This is a genomic window from Sphingomonas sp. GW821-FHT10C01, from assembly GCF_059415525.1.
On sequence record NZ_JBWKNK010000001.1, the window covers coordinates 1,708,705 to 1,723,420 of the forward strand.

The 14,716-nt window shown below is 63.8% G+C and carries 14 protein-coding genes; 10 read left to right on the forward strand and 4 right to left on the reverse strand.

Annotation, left to right across the window (positions count from 1 at the left end; genetic code table 11):
• The first annotated feature begins 42 nt into the window (after window positions 1-42).
• A complete protein-coding gene (locus tag AC07M1_RS08280; protein WP_495162067.1) occupies window positions 43-2,055 on the forward strand; it encodes a glycoside hydrolase family 97 protein in 2,013 nt (670 codons plus the stop codon).
• A 490-nt stretch (window positions 2,056-2,545) separates the two neighbouring features.
• Here AC07M1_RS08280 and AC07M1_RS08285 read toward each other — a convergent pair whose 3' ends face one another.
• Entirely contained in the window at window positions 2,546-3,445 is a 900-nt protein-coding gene (locus tag AC07M1_RS08285) for a hypothetical protein (RefSeq protein WP_495162068.1), read from the reverse strand.
• On the reverse strand, window positions 3,445-4,833 hold the full coding sequence (locus tag AC07M1_RS08290; protein WP_495162069.1) for a CHASE2 domain-containing protein: 1,389 nt from the start codon (window positions 4,831-4,833) through the stop codon (window positions 3,445-3,447). The genes AC07M1_RS08285 and AC07M1_RS08290 overlap by 1 nt, the downstream gene beginning before the upstream one ends.
• Window positions 4,834-5,051: 218 nt before the next feature.
• Here AC07M1_RS08290 and AC07M1_RS08295 point away from each other — a divergent pair, with 218 nt between their 5' ends.
• Window positions 5,052-8,312: a CHAT domain-containing protein gene (locus AC07M1_RS08295; protein WP_495162070.1), complete on the forward strand. Its 3,261-nt coding sequence runs from the start codon at window positions 5,052-5,054 to the stop codon at window positions 8,310-8,312.
• Between the two features lie 627 nt (window positions 8,313-8,939).
• Here AC07M1_RS08295 and AC07M1_RS08300 read toward each other — a convergent pair.
• A complete protein-coding gene (locus AC07M1_RS08300; protein ID WP_495162071.1) occupies window positions 8,940-9,593 on the reverse strand; it encodes a hypothetical protein in 654 nt (217 codons plus the stop codon).
• Window positions 9,594-9,620: 27 nt separating this feature from the next.
• On the reverse strand, window positions 9,621-9,893 hold the full coding sequence (locus AC07M1_RS08305) for a hypothetical protein (RefSeq protein WP_495162072.1): 273 nt from the start codon (window positions 9,891-9,893) through the stop codon (window positions 9,621-9,623).
• Window positions 9,894-10,055: 162 nt separating this feature from the next.
• On the opposite strand from AC07M1_RS08305, the gene AC07M1_RS08310 reads away from it, so the two are divergent.
• The 8 genes from AC07M1_RS08310 to fliE are packed head-to-tail and all read left to right on the forward strand — an operon-like array spanning window position 10,056 to window position 14,709.
• On the forward strand, window positions 10,056-10,763 hold the full coding sequence (locus AC07M1_RS08310; protein ID WP_495162073.1) for a flagellar hook-basal body protein: 708 nt from the start codon (window positions 10,056-10,058) through the stop codon (window positions 10,761-10,763).
• A complete protein-coding gene (locus AC07M1_RS08315; RefSeq protein ID WP_495162074.1) occupies window positions 10,763-11,533 on the forward strand; it encodes a flagellar hook basal-body protein in 771 nt (256 codons plus the stop codon). Before AC07M1_RS08310 ends, AC07M1_RS08315 begins: the two co-directional genes overlap by 1 nt.
• Window positions 11,533-11,961 (forward strand): hypothetical protein, encoded by a 429-nt coding sequence (locus tag AC07M1_RS08320; RefSeq protein ID WP_495162075.1) that lies wholly within the window; start codon window positions 11,533-11,535, stop codon window positions 11,959-11,961. Before AC07M1_RS08315 ends, AC07M1_RS08320 begins: the two co-directional genes overlap by 1 nt.
• Window positions 11,958-12,518: a flagellar basal body L-ring protein FlgH gene (locus AC07M1_RS08325; protein WP_495162076.1), complete on the forward strand. Its 561-nt coding sequence runs from the start codon at window positions 11,958-11,960 to the stop codon at window positions 12,516-12,518. Before AC07M1_RS08320 ends, AC07M1_RS08325 begins: the two co-directional genes overlap by 4 nt.
• Window positions 12,518-13,630 (forward strand): flagellar basal body P-ring protein FlgI, encoded by a 1,113-nt coding sequence (locus AC07M1_RS08330; protein ID WP_495162077.1) that lies wholly within the window; start codon window positions 12,518-12,520, stop codon window positions 13,628-13,630. The genes AC07M1_RS08325 and AC07M1_RS08330 overlap by 1 nt, the downstream gene beginning before the upstream one ends.
• Before the next feature lie 6 nt (window positions 13,631-13,636).
• Window positions 13,637-13,981, forward strand: a complete 345-nt coding sequence (locus tag AC07M1_RS08335) for a flagellar basal body rod protein FlgB (protein ID WP_495162078.1) — start codon at window positions 13,637-13,639, stop codon at window positions 13,979-13,981.
• A 3-nt stretch (window positions 13,982-13,984) separates the two neighbouring features.
• On the forward strand, window positions 13,985-14,398 hold the full coding sequence (gene flgC / locus AC07M1_RS08340) for a flagellar basal body rod protein FlgC (RefSeq protein WP_495162079.1): 414 nt from the start codon (window positions 13,985-13,987) through the stop codon (window positions 14,396-14,398).
• Window positions 14,395-14,709, forward strand: a complete 315-nt coding sequence (gene fliE / locus AC07M1_RS08345; RefSeq protein WP_495162080.1) for a flagellar hook-basal body complex protein FliE — start codon at window positions 14,395-14,397, stop codon at window positions 14,707-14,709. The genes flgC and fliE overlap by 4 nt, the downstream gene beginning before the upstream one ends.
• Window positions 14,710-14,716 lie beyond the last annotated feature (7 nt).

Below are 14,716 nucleotides of genomic sequence, written 5' to 3' on the forward strand. Positions count from 1 at the left end.
CCCACACGATTGCATCCGCCCTCCCACGGAAGAGACTGCCCGATGATCCTGCGTATCCTGATCCTGCTGGCCTTTGTCGCAGCGCCTGGCGCGGCTCGCGCCGCCGAGTGCGCGCAATCGCCGGGCAAGGTGATCGAGCTGTGCGTGTCGGTGGCGCTGGGGGAGGCTCGCTACGAAGTCCGCCGCAACGGCAAGGAACTACTTGCGCCCGCGCGCCTCGGCCTCGATTTTAAGGGGGAGCCCGCCGTCCGGTTCACGACACTGACCTTGGCCGGGCGGCGGGCGATCGACACCAGCTGGGAACAGCCCTGGGGCGAGCAGCGGCTGATCCGCGACCATCATATCGAGTTCGCCGTCACGCTCACCGGCGACACGCCGCTCAATCGCGCGGTCCGCGTCATCTTCCGCCTGTTCGATGACGGTTTCGGCTTCCGCTACGCCTATGATGCGATCCCCGCCGGGCAGGCTGTGGAGGTCGCGGGCGAGCGGACCGAGTTCCGCCCAGCGGGTGCTTGGCAGGCCTGGTGGTACCAGGCGCTGGGCACAGATCGTGACGAATATCTCTACACCCAGACCGAGGCCCGCCGAATCACCCTCGCTGAGACACCGCTGACGCTGCGCGGCGTGGACGGCACCCATCTCTCCTTCCACGAAGCGGCCTTGGTCGATTTCCCGAGCATGCTGCTGCAGGGCGACGGTGCGGGTACGCTCAGGGCATGGCTAATGCCGCTGCCGGACGGTGTGGCGGCGCGGCGGACGGGACCGTTCGTCACGCCGTGGCGCACCGTGCTGATCGGCGACAGTGCCGCCGCGCTCGCCGACAGCCGCATCACGCTCAACCTCAACGATCCCAACAAGCTCGGCGATGTCAGCTGGTTCAAGCCGGGGAAATATGTCGGCGTGTGGTGGGAAATGCACCTCAACAAAACCAGCTGGGGCAGCGGCGCCTATCACGGCGCGACTACTGCCAACGTCAAGCGCTACATCGATTTCGCCGGCAAGTACGGATTCGACGGCGTGCTTGTGGAAGGGTGGAACAAGGGCTGGGACGGTGACTGGATCGCCAATGGCGACAAATTCAGCTTCACGCAGGCTTATCCCGATTTCGACCTTCCCGGGCTCACTGCCTATGGCAAGGCGCGCGGGGTCAAGCTGATCGGCCATAACGAAACCGCCGGCGCGATCCCCAATTACGAGGCGCAGCTTGCCGATGCGCTCAAACTCTATGAGGGGGCCGGGGTGTCGGTGATCAAGACCGGCTATGTCCGTCCGAGCGGCACGCTGGTCGACACCCTGGGCGGCCAGCACTGGTTCGCAGATCAGTATCTGGTGCGCCATCATCTGCATGTGGTGGAGGAGGCGGCGAAGCACCGCATCGCCATCGACACGCACGAGCCGGTCAAGGACACTGGTCTGCGCCGCACCTATCCCAATTGGGTCAGCCGGGAGGGCGCGCGCGGGCAGGAGTTCAACGCCTGGGGTAATCCCACCAATCCCCCCGAGCATGTCGCGATCCTGCCGTTCACACGCATGCTGGCCGGGCCGATGGACTATACGCCGGGGATCTTCGATCTCGTCCAGGGCAAGACTGAATTGACCCGTCGCGTGCAATCGACGCTGGCGACGCAGCTCGCGCTCTACGTCGTGCTCTACTCGCCCGTACACATGGCCGCCGACCTGCCCGAGAATTACGAGGCAAGGCTCGACGCGTTCCAGTTCATCCGCGACGTGCCGACCGACTGGGAAGTGTCGAAGACACTGGCGGGTGAGATCGGAGACTATGCCGTGGTCGCGCGCCAGCCGCGTGGTGGGCAGGACTGGTTCCTCGGTGCGGTGACCGACGAGAACCCGCGCCGCCTCGTCCAGCCGCTCGACTTCCTCGTCCCCGGCAGGCGCTATGAAGCGCAGATCTATCGCGACGCACCCGATGCCGACTTTCGCCACAACCCGCTCGGACTCGAGATCGAGCGGCGCGTCGTCACCAGTGCCGATCGCCTTGAACTGTCGCTTCGCCCCGGCGGAGGCGCGGCAATCCGCTTCAAACAGCTGGACTAGACGGCGTTGCGTGCCGCCGATGTGTGAAGGCCATCAACCCCGCGTTGCCGGTTCAGTCGGAGCGCATCGACAGGGCGTCTAACGGCTGGGCGCAGACAATCGGACCCTGAAGCTGACTGATGAGCATGGCTACGCAGTGGCGTCTCATTGGCAGTTTGCCACTATGGCGGGTAAGCGACCAACGATCAATGAATTCCGCCTGGCGATCGGTTCCCTCCAGAAGAGGAGTTGGAAGTCATATATGTAACTGCGCGCAAAACGACGGGAACGCTGTTCCCAGTTTGCAACGCGACCTAGGTCCCATCCATTTCTGGCCGTCAGGGAGAGACGAACCGATTGTCGCCATGACCGATACAGCCGGGTTTCTGAACTTGCGACAGGCAGCGGATTTCATCGGCGCGCATCCAAACAAAGTGCATTGCTATGTCCGGCAAGCAGTCTCCCTTGCGCCAAGCGACAAGATGGCGGTTCGCAGTTGGCTCGCGAGGACCTATTGCGTGGCACGATCTAGATAAGCTTCCCACAGGCTGCGAGCCGCAAGGTCGCGTTTCGCAAGTTCGGCGAGGCGCGAAGCCCCCTCCAGCTGCCAGGCTTCGGGTCCCTCCAGCGCCAGCCACAGCGCCCCAGTGAGCTGACGCGTGTCGGCATCCGCGCCGGCGGGTTCTAGATTGGGTGGTAGCGGCGGGCCCTTGTCCGTTTGGATCAGCTTCATGCGAACCTCGCGTTGGTCGTCGCGCAGCGTGGCAGTGAGATTGCGGCCTAACCGGCCAAGCTCAACCAGGGTAGCGCGTTTACCGTAGACGATCCGCGTCGTCCGCTCGTCGGTCGGTGAAGCTAGTTCAAGACTGGCCGCATTTCCTTTCCACACCAGGGTGGCCGATCCGCGAGCGGCGGAGACATATTGGAGCTTGCCCAGCGCCGGCCGGAGCGGTGTCCCGATCGTGCCGATCGCTTCAGGATCGCGCCCGACATGGACATTGGCAACTGGCTGCGCCTTGCTGAGCCAATAGGAAAGCCGGGCGGCAAGGCGCCGCAGCCGCGTGCCGACGTCGCGCCCGCTATCCTCGCCAAAGGCGATCCGGTTGCGGTCCTCCCCACGATAGGTGGTGATACCGGCTCCCTTGCGATGCCGTACGCCCACGCGGCTCTGTTGTCCGCCCAACTCGATCGCATCGCCCGCATAGATATAGTCGTAGAGCGCGGCCGGGCGCCGCGAGCCATTCTTGCGAACGAGCAGGACCTCATTGGGTTTACTTCGTGAAATCGCCTCGATCCGCGCTAGCGCCTGCAGTACCCGTAGTTCCGGTTGATCGGCCGGGCGCTGCGCCATAGCCGATGGCCCACTGGCAATAAGGGCGATCGCCAGGACTGTGGTGCGGACTTTCGACATCAGGATTGACCGCGCTCCTTCAGTATCCAGTCATAGCCGCGCAGAACAAGCGTTTCGGCGCGGCCGATCACCCATTTCATAGCCGAAATGAAGCCCTCTGCGTAGATACAGAGGCATGGGAGCAGCAGGTCGGTCTGGAGGCCAGCGCGGGCAGAGAACAGATAGTCGGACAGGGCTGTCCACACGCTGAGAAACAGGGAGAGGGCGATTCCCGCGCAGAACACCCCGATCAGCGCTAGTGTCCGCAGCGCGCGTTTGCCGCGCCGGCGCGGGCGCCATGACGCGATCCTGCTCATCGCAAAGGCGACGACGATACTGACCGCCATGGCGGGAAGGGTCGCGCCGGCCTTCGCCAGAAATGCCGATGCACCGGTGGGCGGCGTGAGTTGCGGGAGCAGCTGGCTCGAGCGCAGGGCGTTGGCAATGATCTCGGCGCCGGTCATCGGGCCGAGCGGCGTTTGGCGCATATCCTGCGCTGCCGGCGTGCTCGACCCGACGATGATGATTTGCCCTGCCAAACCGCCGACGGCGATCTGGGGTGAAGCGCCTTGCGCCGGCTGCATCATCTGGCTGAGCGCGCGACGCTCCCAATTGCCGATCGTGGCATTGGCCATCGTGTCGCCCGAGCTCACCGACAATGCCGGCAAGGTGAACAAGATCGCCTGCTGGCCCTCGCTTGAGCTTGCGCTGCCAAGTTCGGTGCTCGCGGCGACCGTGAGTGAGGCGATCCTGGCGCCGGTCGGCAGGCGCTCGTCGGCGACTAGCGTCACCGTGCGCGGATAGGCGCGTGCTTGCGCCTCGCCCGGCTCGAGCCAGGTTGCCGTCGGGTGAAATTGTAAGCGCCCCACCCGCAAGGCCGGAGTCCGATCCCAATCGACCTTGAAGCTGCCGTCGTGCTGCGCAATTCCCGGGAGCGCAGCGAATGCCCTGGGCCCGTCTGCCTGTGCCCAGGCCGCGCGCATCGCTGCCGCTTCTTCTGCCGTCGAAACGGCGGGCCAGAGGATGTCGAGAATGATGAGCCGCGCGCCGCTCTTGGCCAACGCTTCGCCAAGGGGCACCAGAATGGCGGGATGCCCGACCCCTTGCGTGCGGCAAACCGGCGCTGCTGGAGACAAGCGCTCGCACCCGGCTTCGTCGATGTCGATGAATGTGATCGGGGCGATGCGCGCGGCAACTTGAGGCGGCAGCGCCTCCAGCGCGGATCCGTGGACGGCGATAGCGGTGGTCATGGTCAGGTCGTGGCCGCGGCGCTCCAAGGCCTTCACCCAGCCAATGTCGAAGGCCAGAAGTGCCGAAAGCACCGCGGTGAGAATGAGGCCGACCAGGATCCCGGCGAGGCCCTGGGCCACGCCCTTCCTGAACCAGCGGCGGCGATAGATCCCCGGCAAGCGCGCCTTCCTCCCCGGAAAACCTGTCGGGCCACGGGTGCCGGCTAGTCAAGCGGCTGCCACCAGAATCGTTCTAATTCGGCTTCCAACCCCAAGGTTTGTCGTTAGATTTCGTGCGGGGGGCGATCATGGTCTTGCGACGACTTGCGAGAAGCGTTGTACGCTTGCGGTCCTTGGGGGTGGCGGCGCCGTTCCTGATTGCGGCCTTGCCGGGGAGCATGTCCGCCGCGGCGCAGGAAGCACCTGCGGCGCAGCCCGGCAACCCGCAATGCCAGCCGCCGAGCGAGGAGTCGTTTGACCCGATTGCTCCGGTCGCTGACCTGTTCGGCAATCCGGACGATCTCAGCGATGAGTTCGATATCGCTGCCTTCTGGTTCATGATGTCGCGCCCGAGCAACCCGCAGCCGCCTGCGTGCCGTGAGCTGAATGCCGACGAGCGGGTGGCGCTCACCGCCGCGCTGCGCGAAGGGATCGCGGCCTATAAGGCGAAGCAACCGCGGCTCGCGCAGCCGCCGCTCATGCGCGCGATGCGCATGCTCAGCGCCGCCTATGGCCCAGGCCACCACTACAAGATCGGTGTGATCGCGCTACTCGCCTATACTCACTCTGATCTCGATCAAAGCGAGGACGGGCTGCTATTCTACCGCCACCTCTGGGACCTGTGCCTCGCCAATTTCGGGCCGGTCAACAACTGCTCGATCAACGCGCAGATCTCCTATTCCAATCAGATCCCCGTGGCCGGTGCGCGATCGTTCAAGCGGCTGGTGGATCGGGACTTTCCCGAGTCGCATATTCCCGCGGCGCAGCTTGAGGCTTATCGCGCATCGACAACCGCGATTATCCGAGACGCGCTCAAGGATGAGGATGGTTCGCGGGAGCGAGTTCTGCTAGCGCGGCTCGCGGTTGAGGATCAGGTCTTCGGCGCGGGGAATCTGCGTGCCGGCGAAACCCACTACATGCTGAGCCATCTGTACTGGCGGCTGGGCGCGAACGGCAAGGCGATCGCCCATGCCCAAAGTGCGCGTGCCGCCTACCGCAAGTACCTGCCGCCAAAGCATGTCTACATCGCTGACGCCGACGAGCAGCTCGGGCGCGGTTATGCTTCGGCGGCGCGGAACGCCGAAGCGCTGCCGTTGTTTCACGACGCCTTCCGTCATCGCGAGGCCAATCTTGGGCCCTATGAAAGGCGGACCCTGATGGTGCAGGGTTTCTATGTCTCGACGCTCGGGAGTCTGGGCCGCGGCGATGAAGCGGTGGCGGCTCGACGGTTGCTCACCGAACGCGAGGTTGCGATCGGCGGCATGGTGCAGAGTATGGGCAGTCAGGTGCGTGAAGCGCGGCGCCTGGCGATGATCGGCCGCCCGCTCGAGGCACTGGCAGCAATCGAAGCCGTGCTCCCCGCCGATAGGCGCAATGCCAGTTCCTCAAATCAGGACACGATCAACACCAAAAGCGTCTATGGACTCATCCTGCTCGACGTAGAGCGATATGACGAGGCACTTGCGATATTCAGGCAGAATCTCGACGATCAGCGCAAACTGACCGGCGAGACGAACTGGGAATATTATTTCCGCCTCGACCATCTCGGTATCGGATATCTGCGGTCCGGCCGTTATCGTGACGCCGAAGCATTGTTCGAGCAGTCGCTTGCCTTTGGCGAGACTCGTCGCGGACGCGACAGCCATTTCGCCCAGAACGCGCGCGCGAACCTCGTCGCGACCCGGCTCAAGATGCCCGAGCGCATACACGACGCGCTGCCGGTTGCGAGGGCCCTGCGCGATATCACCCGCGCCGAGTTCGCTAATCTCGGATTTGAGCCCAATATCAGCGATGATCTGCCGGCGCTAAGGGCTTCGCGGCGCGAGAGTTTCGAGCTGTTTGCCGATGCTGCCTGGGAAGCTCAGCGCGGTCAGACCGGCACAACCTTGTCGCCCGAGGCATTCGAAAGCCTTCAGGACGCGCTACTTGGGCGTTCGAGCGAAGGTATCATTCGTATGGCCGCGCGCGAGATCGCTAGCGCGCGCTCGCCCGCTCTGGGAAAACTTATCGCTCGGCGCGGCCAACTTGCCGCCAACTGGCGTGCGATGGAGCAAGAGCGCGCCCGCCTCGCAGCCGATGGGTCTGTCGGCTCCTCGAAGCTCGAGGCAATGGTGGGGCGCGAACAGGCATTGACGAGTGAGGTCGCTCAGATCGACAAGCAGTTGCGCGAAGCCTTTCCGGCGTTCTTCGATATGGTGCGTCCGTCGCCCATGTCGATCGAGCGGGCCAGTGCCTTGCGCGGCGACGACGAAGCGATCGTGATCATCGTTCCAACCGTCAATGGCACACATGTGCTGGCGATCACCCGCCATGGCCTTGATTGGCATCGCTCGAAGCTCACTGCTTCGGATGTGGTCGCGAGCCTCGACAAGTTACGCCAGCAGCTTACCCCATCGCGAGAAGAAGGCGAGCAGCTTGGCCTTGCGGTATTCGATCGCAAGCTCGCCCATCATCTCTATGTCGAATTTCTCGAGCCGCTCGCGGGCCGTCTTGCTGGAGCAGAGCGTCTCACCATCGTTGCTGACGACGCGTTCGCAAAAGTGCCGCTCGGCGTGCTCGTGACCAAGGCACCGGAAGGGGACGATGGAGACCCCGGAGCGTTGCGGAGCACCGCGTGGCTGGCGGACGCCTTTGCCATTGCCTATGTGCCGTCTTTGCAGTCGCTGTCATTGGTGCGTGCCCTTGGCGACACACCATCTGCCGCCAGCGGGTTCGTAGGGTTTGGTGATCCGGCGCTGAACGGTGCTCCGGTGGCGCGTGGCAAGCGACTTGCGTCCACACCCGAGGATGAGCCGGCGCGTTTTGCCGAGGGCATGCTGGTCAATCCCGGCGCGCTCTTGGGCCTGTCCCGTCTGGGTGGCTCGAACGCTGAGCTCAGGAGCATTGCGGAATGGCTCGGTGCGCCGCCCAGTGCCCTCTATACCGGCAGGCGGGCTACTGAGCGTGAGTTGGCTGCGCTCAATCTGCGCGCGGTAAGGATCGTTGCGTTCGCGACGCACGGCGTACTGGCTGGCCAGCTTGGTCCCGGCGTACCGTCCGGACTAGTCCTGACTCCACCCACCGTGCCAGACGCGATCGATGACGGCTTGCTTACGATCAGCGAGATAGCCAAGCTCGATCTGGCGGCGCGTCTGGTCATCCTCTCGGCCTGCAACTCGGCAGCCGATGGCGATCGGACCACCGAGGGCCTCGACAGCATTGCCCAGGGTTTCCTGTTTGCCGGAGCTCGTAGTGTGCTGGCATCGCACTGGCCGGTCCGCGATGATGTTGCTCCAAGACTCGTCAATCGCATGATCGCGCTGCACGGTCGTTCACGCGGGAGTTTGGCGAGCGCGCTGCGCGCGGCTATCCGCGAGTTGCGGTTGGATCTTGATGACGACACCCTCGCACATCCCTCCGCTTGGGCGCCTTTCGTCCTGATCGGTGAGGGTGGTTACTAACCGTCTCGCACGTGCCCGTCCGTCCATGGGAATGGGCGGCTCGCTGTTCGTAGGGAAGTGATCGCAACGCTCGGCCCTGAAAAGAAGTGGCTGCTGCGGTATCGATGGCGACTCTTGAGCCTCGCATCGGATACGGCAGATCGGCTTCATTCTGCGGATTTGGCGGGCGAGATTGACCTACATCTGGAGTGTCCGGTAGACGCATGAGCGTCCGCAATGCGGTCGCCAAGGCAGTTGTTGCGCAGATGGCCCAATGGTCGGTCTCTCCGCAGCCGTTTAAGCCACCTTGTAAAGCTGGGCCCACTTAGCGCTTCTGTTAGCGGTATGGGCCGCCACTTTTCTGGCACCACCATGACGTAGGGGTGACCCTCACGCTGCGACTTGGCGAAAGCCGTTTGGCTTGCTGCTGTCGCAATATGTCGAGCAGGGCGGGGTCCCTGCCGTAGTGCGGGAGGTCACCCGGCATCTAGCGAACTGATTTCACCTGAACAGGTACGGCCCGGCTTGTCCCCGCGCGCCCCCGCAGGCGATGCGATCGTACGGGCGCAGCGCCTCGCTGCCGCCTTTTCCACAGCCGGCCTCATTCTAGCAAATTATGTGAAATATCAAAATGTGCAGTCGCTGCGGCTAGAGCGGTTTACCGTTCTTATCGATCAACTCGATCCGGTAGGTGCAGCCATAGAATGTCTTGTCCGGATGTGTTGTAGCATTCGATATGTTGCGGGCGATCACCGTATGCATCCCGAAAGTCTCGCCGGCTGCCGGTTGCTCGGTGCGATTGACCGTCACTTTCTCGCCCAGGAATTTGCGGAATTTCATCGCATCGATTTCTTCGCCCGTCGCCTTGCCCGACGCGATCATGGCGTCGATGAGCGGCTCCGGATCGAGTGCGTTTTCGATGCCCTGCTCCCGCGCGATTGCGGTGGGATCGGCTAGATCGAGGATGGCGAGGACGCCATTGGAGGTGAAGGCGATGCGCCGCGTGCTGTAATGCCCGGCCACCGTGATCGGGGCAGGCAACTCATATTCATTCATAAACGAGTTCTTGGTGTCTATCCGAATCCAGCGGCGCCGGTCCGCGATCTTTTCTTCTCCATTAAGGGCCAGGGCAAAGCCGTTATAGACGGGCGCATCGAGGCGGCACTCAATAGCATCCGCAATATCCACGCCATTGGGATCGAACTGCTGTTCAGCGGCTGGGAGCGGGGTGGCAAGCGACATGCCGACAGTCAGCGCTGCAAGGCGAACTTTTGATCTCATGCCTGTTGTCTGACTGTCCACGGATCTTCATTCAAGTCCGCGCGGAAGCTAAGCGCCACGAGTCCAATCGATAACCTTTTCAGCGAAGCGCTCCATTCCGGGGTGCTCGATATGCTGGATAGGACGCGGCGCATCGAGGCGCTTGCGTGCTTTGACTTTCTCTCGCGGACAGCGGCCTTCAATCTTGCTGGCCGGCGACGCGTTCGCCCATGATTGCCGCATTCCGCCGTTCATGGATGGCTGGTCGAGAAGGGCGGCGCGCGCGGTAAGCCGGACGAATCGCTTGACAGGTTTAAGGTCATAAATAGCGACCCACGGCATCGTGTGCGACTCAGTGCTCAAACGGTTCAGGGATTTGAACTAATTATCTGTAATAATTTAATTTTATTAGCGATGTCGTAAATAATCGCTCTTTGTCGGATCGTCCCCGTTGACGCGGCAGGATTAAGTGTGTCCCATTATGGGACAATATCCGGGGGTGGGATGTCGGGACTGGTCGAATCAGCGTTAGCGATCCTTACAGGGTCGGGGCAGCGCGCGCGCATTGCGTCGGACAATATCGGCAACATGTCTACGCCGGGCTACAAGGCGCGTGTCGCTTTCCGTAGCCTGTCCACCGAGGACGCGGCGGTCGCCCGCCTTGCTGGCGCTGATGTGCGGACCAATTTCGCACCAGGCCCGTTGCGTTCGACCGGCAACAAGTTCGACCTCGCGATCCAAGGGGACGGGTTCTTCGCGATTGCGTCAGAGAGCGGCCAGATCCATTACACGCGCCAGGGGCATTTCCAGCGCACGGAGGACGGCCGTCTTCAGGCCGCGGCGGGTCATTTCCTGCAGCAGGCAGGAGGCGGTGATCTTGTCGTGCGCAGCGATCTTGTGGACGTGCTGGCTGACGGGACGGTTGTCGACGGTGGGCAGCCGGTTGGCCGGATCGCGCTGATGGTTCCTGGGGAGACCGCTCAACTTACACCGATTAGCGGCAGCATCTTCGCGGCCTCCGACATGACGATGAGCGAGGCCTCAACGGCAAGTATTCGGCAGGGAATGCTCGAAGGAGCCAATGTGTCGCTAGGAGACGAAATGCTCAGTTTGATGACGGCGACGCGCCAGGCGGAATCCGGCGCGCGCCTTGTTCAGGTCTATGACGAGCTCATGGGTCGTGCCTTCACGACGCTCGGGCAGCGCGGCTGATGGGCGAGGCATTCGAGGTCGGCGCAGTCGCGATGCGCACCCAGCAACGCGCATTGGAAGTGCTCGCCAACAACATCGCGAACGTCAACACGCAAGGATTCAAGCGGGCACAGCTCCGCTATGCCGACGTCGTTTCAAATCGTCTCGACGCGGCCGCGTTGGCTGAAGCGCGCATTGAGCAACCGGCGTTCGCCGGCGTGACCATGGATCCGCGGCTCGCCTTGGACGAGCAGGGCGACGTGCAGCGTACCGGCAGGCCGATGGATCTGGCGATCGAGGGCGCGGGGTTCATCGAGCTGATGGGACCGGCGGGGCAGACGTTGCTGTGGCGTGGTGGCGGGCTCAAGATCCTTGAAGACGGCATGCTCGCGACAGAGAGCGGCATCGCCCTCAAAGCCGCGATCTCGATGCCCCGCGATGCGACCGAGCTTTCGATCGGCAAGGATGGCACGGTACGGGCCAGCGTCGGTGGCGAGGCCGAGCCGGTGGAGATCGGCCAGATCCGGCTGGTTCGCCTCGAGGACGTCAGTGGCGTGACCCGGCTGGATGGCGGTCTGTACCGCGTCGACGAAGCGCGTCTCAGGACCGACGCCGAGCCTGGTGATGATGGCGCGGGTCTTCTCGTCCAAGGCGCGCTCGAGCGCTCGAATGTCGAGCTGACGGATGAGATGGTTCAGCTGATCATGGTTCAGCGCGCCTATGCGGCGAGCGCGCAAGTGGTTCAGGCGGCGGACCAGCTGATGGGCATCATCAACGGGCTTCGCCGCTGATGTCGACAGCGGCTGTGGTATTGGCGTTGCTGGCCGGCGCGCTGCCGGAGACGGGCTGCGTGGCCGCGATCCGCGATATCGCCGCGGGCGAGCCTCTGTCCGCAGGCCTGCTTGAGCGGGTAGCTTGCCGCATTGAGGATCGGTCGGCGGCACGATTGCGCTTCGACCCGGCCAGCGGATCGGTAACAGCCGCCGAGGCACTGCCCGCGGGCACCTATCTCGACCGCCTGTCGGTATCCGCACAGCCCGTCTTGCCCAAGGGCACCCGGGTGACATTGCGTGCGATGTCGGGGCCGGCGATTGTCGAGCGGCAGGTTACAATGCTTCAATCCGCCAGGTCAGGGCAGCGCGTGTTCGTGCGTGACGATGGCGGCAATGTCTTCGCCGTCGCGCTGGTCGTTTCGGACCGGGAGTCCGAAGCCCGATGAGTGTCGCGCTGTCCATCGTAATGCTTGCCACCGGCGCTTCGGGACAGGATCTGTTCCAGGGAAGCAACTGGGCGGCAATGGCCGCCGATCGTCGGGCGACGCAAGTCGGGGATTCGATCACCGTTGTCGTGCACCAGGTCGCCGAGGCTTCGAATACGACCCAGAATGCCACCCGCAAGTCGACTGAGGCCGGCGCCAGCCTGCGCGCCGGCGGCATCAATGAAGGCGGCGCGCTGAGCTTTGGCGGCGGCTATACCGGTCGCGGTGAGGCACGACGCAGCGAACGGCTGCTCGCGCAGCTCAGCGTCGTGATCGAGCAGGTCCTGCCCAATGGCGACTATCGGATCGTCGGTCGCCAGCAGATTCGGGTGAATGGCGAAACGACATTGATCGCCGTGCGCGGACGGATTCGCGCCGCCGATATCTCGAGCGACAATTCGATCCTGTCGAGCCGCATCGCCGATGCCGAGATCGACTATGACGGCAAGGGCTTTCTGTCGCGCAGCGCGAAGCCCGGCTTGCTCAACCGGCTGTTCAGCCTGCTGGGTCTGGGCTGATGCGGTATCTGGTTTCAGCGATCGCCGCACTGTGCCTGCTCGCCCCGTTACCCGCTCTTGCGCAGCAGGTGCCGCTCAAGAATCTCGGCCGGTTCGCCGGCTGGCGCGAGAACGCGCTCGTAGGCTATGGTTTGGTCACGGGCCTGTCCGGGTCGGGCGATACACGGCGCAGCGTGGTCACGCGGCAGGCGCTGCGCAATGTTCTGAGCCGCCTTGGCACCACGGTCAGCGAAGAGGACATCAGCAGCCGCAACGTCGCGGTGGTGATGGTGACCGCGGTCCTCCCGCCGTCCGCGAACGTCGGCGACCGGATCGACGTGATCGTGTCGTCGATCGGCGACGCGCGCAGCCTGGCGGGCGGCACCCTGATCATGACGCCGCTGCTGGGACCCGACCAGCGCCCCTATGCGCTTGCACAGGGGCCATTGCTGACAGGCGGGTACAAGTTCGAGAGCGAACTGAACCAGCAGCAGCGCAATTACCCGACCAGTGCGGTTCTGCCCGGCGGCGCGACGATCGAGACGGCGGTGCAATCGGCCGTTGCCGTGACCAACGGCGAATTGTCATTCCTGCTCGCCAATCCGAGTTTTTCGACCGCGCAGCGCATCGCGGAGCGGATCACAGGTCGTCTCGGCTCAGGTTCAGCCGTCGCCCGTAATGCGGATGAAGTGCGGATCCGCTACGCGGGGGGCGCCGACGACCTCACCGCGTTCGTCGCGAACATCGAGAATGTGCTGGTCGAGCCGGACAGCGCTCGCCGTATCGTCATCAATGAGCGTACCGGCACGGTCGTCGCCGGAAGCGAGGTGATGATCAGCAGCGTCGCGATCGCACAGGGCGACATCAAGGTTACCGTAACCGCGGAAAACTTTGCGTCACAGCCAAGCTTCATCTCCGGCTTTGCGAGCGACGTCCGCAGCCTGATTGTCACCAATACAAAACTCGAGGTCAGCCAGGGCGAAGGCGACCGCGCGTTCCGTTTCCCGAACACCAGCGTCGCCGATCTGGTTCAGGCGTTGACCGCCGCGCGCGTCGATACCCGGCGCATCATTTCCATCCTTCAGGCGATCAAGGCAGCGGGCGCGCTGCACGCCGACATCATTGTGCAGTAGGTTCCCATGGATTCAGTCACACCCGTTCTGATCGCCAAGGCGCTTGATGGTCTGCATGCCCGTCAGAAGGTGACGGCGGAGAATATCGCCAATGCCGGTACGCCGGGCTACCGGCCGCTTGCCGTCAGCTTCGAGGCGAGTTTGCGAGCGGCGGCCACGCAGGGCGTCGATGCGATCGCATCGGTCGAGCCTCGGACGCATCTCGCACCGCGACCGGCGATCGCCGACGAGCTGCGGCTCGATCTCGAGATCGCGACCGCGGCACAGACCAGCATGCGCTACGGCGCGCTGATCGACTTCCTGGGCCGTCAGATGGCGCTTCACCGCGCCGTTGTTTCGGGCGGGAGATAAGCCATGGACGCGATGGAGATAAGCCGGACCGGGCTGGATGTTGAATGGCAGCGGCTGCAGGTGATTGCAGAGAATCTGGCCAATATAAATACGACGCGCATTGCGACCGGTGGCGCATACCGGCCCCAGCGGCTGCTCTCAGGGCCGCAGGCAAGCTTCTCCGCCATCGTGCAGGGCGGCCCCAAGGGCGTGGAGGTTCAAGGGACCGCCGCGACCGGGACGGCAGGACGGCGGGTGCACGAACCCGATCATCCGCACGCCGATGCCGATGGCTTCGTAACGTATCCCGCGATCGATCATGCCGGGGAGATGACGCTGATGATCAAGACCGCACGGGCGTATGAAGCCAATCTCACGGCATTCTCGATCGCGCAGCAAATGTACACGCGCGCACTCGATCTGGGGAACAAGGCATGAGCGCGATCGACCCTGTGGCTGCGCTAGGTATGTCCGTGCCGGGTATGGAAGGCCTTCCAGGCTTCGCGCTCCCATCCGCTCGGCCGACCGGGCCAGGCTTTGGCGAGATGCTGATGTCGGGACTTCGGACCGTCGACGGCAAGCTCGAAACCGCGGAGCAGCTGGTGCGGCGGTTCGCGGTCGATGACTCGATCCCGGTTCATCAGGTCACGATCGCGCTTGAGCAGGCCCGGCTCTCCGTTGAGCTCGCGATGCAGGTCCGTACGCGGCTGGTCGAAGGCTACCGCGAACTCATGAACATGCAGCTTTGAGCGACGC

Excerpts from the sequence above, each read along its gene's own strand:
- AC07M1_RS08280 (WP_495162067.1), top strand. The coding sequence starts at position 43 with ATGATCCTGCGTATCCTGATCCTGCTGGCCTTTGTCGCAGCGCCTGGC.
- AC07M1_RS08285 (WP_495162068.1), bottom strand. The coding sequence starts at position 3,445 with ATGTCGAAAGTCCGCACCACAGTCCTGGCGATCGCCCTTATTGCCAGT.
- AC07M1_RS08295 (WP_495162070.1), top strand. The coding sequence starts at position 5,052 with ATGTCCGCCGCGGCGCAGGAAGCACCTGCGGCGCAGCCCGGCAACCCG.
- AC07M1_RS08305 (WP_495162072.1), bottom strand. The coding sequence starts at position 9,893 with ATGCCGTGGGTCGCTATTTATGACCTTAAACCTGTCAAGCGATTCGTC.
- AC07M1_RS08310 (WP_495162073.1), top strand. The coding sequence starts at position 10,056 with ATGTCGGGACTGGTCGAATCAGCGTTAGCGATCCTTACAGGGTCGGGG.
- AC07M1_RS08315 (WP_495162074.1), top strand. The coding sequence starts at position 10,763 with ATGGGCGAGGCATTCGAGGTCGGCGCAGTCGCGATGCGCACCCAGCAA.
- AC07M1_RS08320 (WP_495162075.1), top strand. The coding sequence starts at position 11,533 with ATGTCGACAGCGGCTGTGGTATTGGCGTTGCTGGCCGGCGCGCTGCCG.
- AC07M1_RS08325 (WP_495162076.1), top strand. The coding sequence starts at position 11,958 with ATGAGTGTCGCGCTGTCCATCGTAATGCTTGCCACCGGCGCTTCGGGA.
- AC07M1_RS08330 (WP_495162077.1), top strand. The coding sequence starts at position 12,518 with ATGCGGTATCTGGTTTCAGCGATCGCCGCACTGTGCCTGCTCGCCCCG.
- AC07M1_RS08335 (WP_495162078.1), top strand. The coding sequence starts at position 13,637 with ATGGATTCAGTCACACCCGTTCTGATCGCCAAGGCGCTTGATGGTCTG.
- flgC (WP_495162079.1), top strand. The coding sequence starts at position 13,985 with ATGGACGCGATGGAGATAAGCCGGACCGGGCTGGATGTTGAATGGCAG.
- fliE (WP_495162080.1), top strand. The coding sequence starts at position 14,395 with ATGAGCGCGATCGACCCTGTGGCTGCGCTAGGTATGTCCGTGCCGGGT.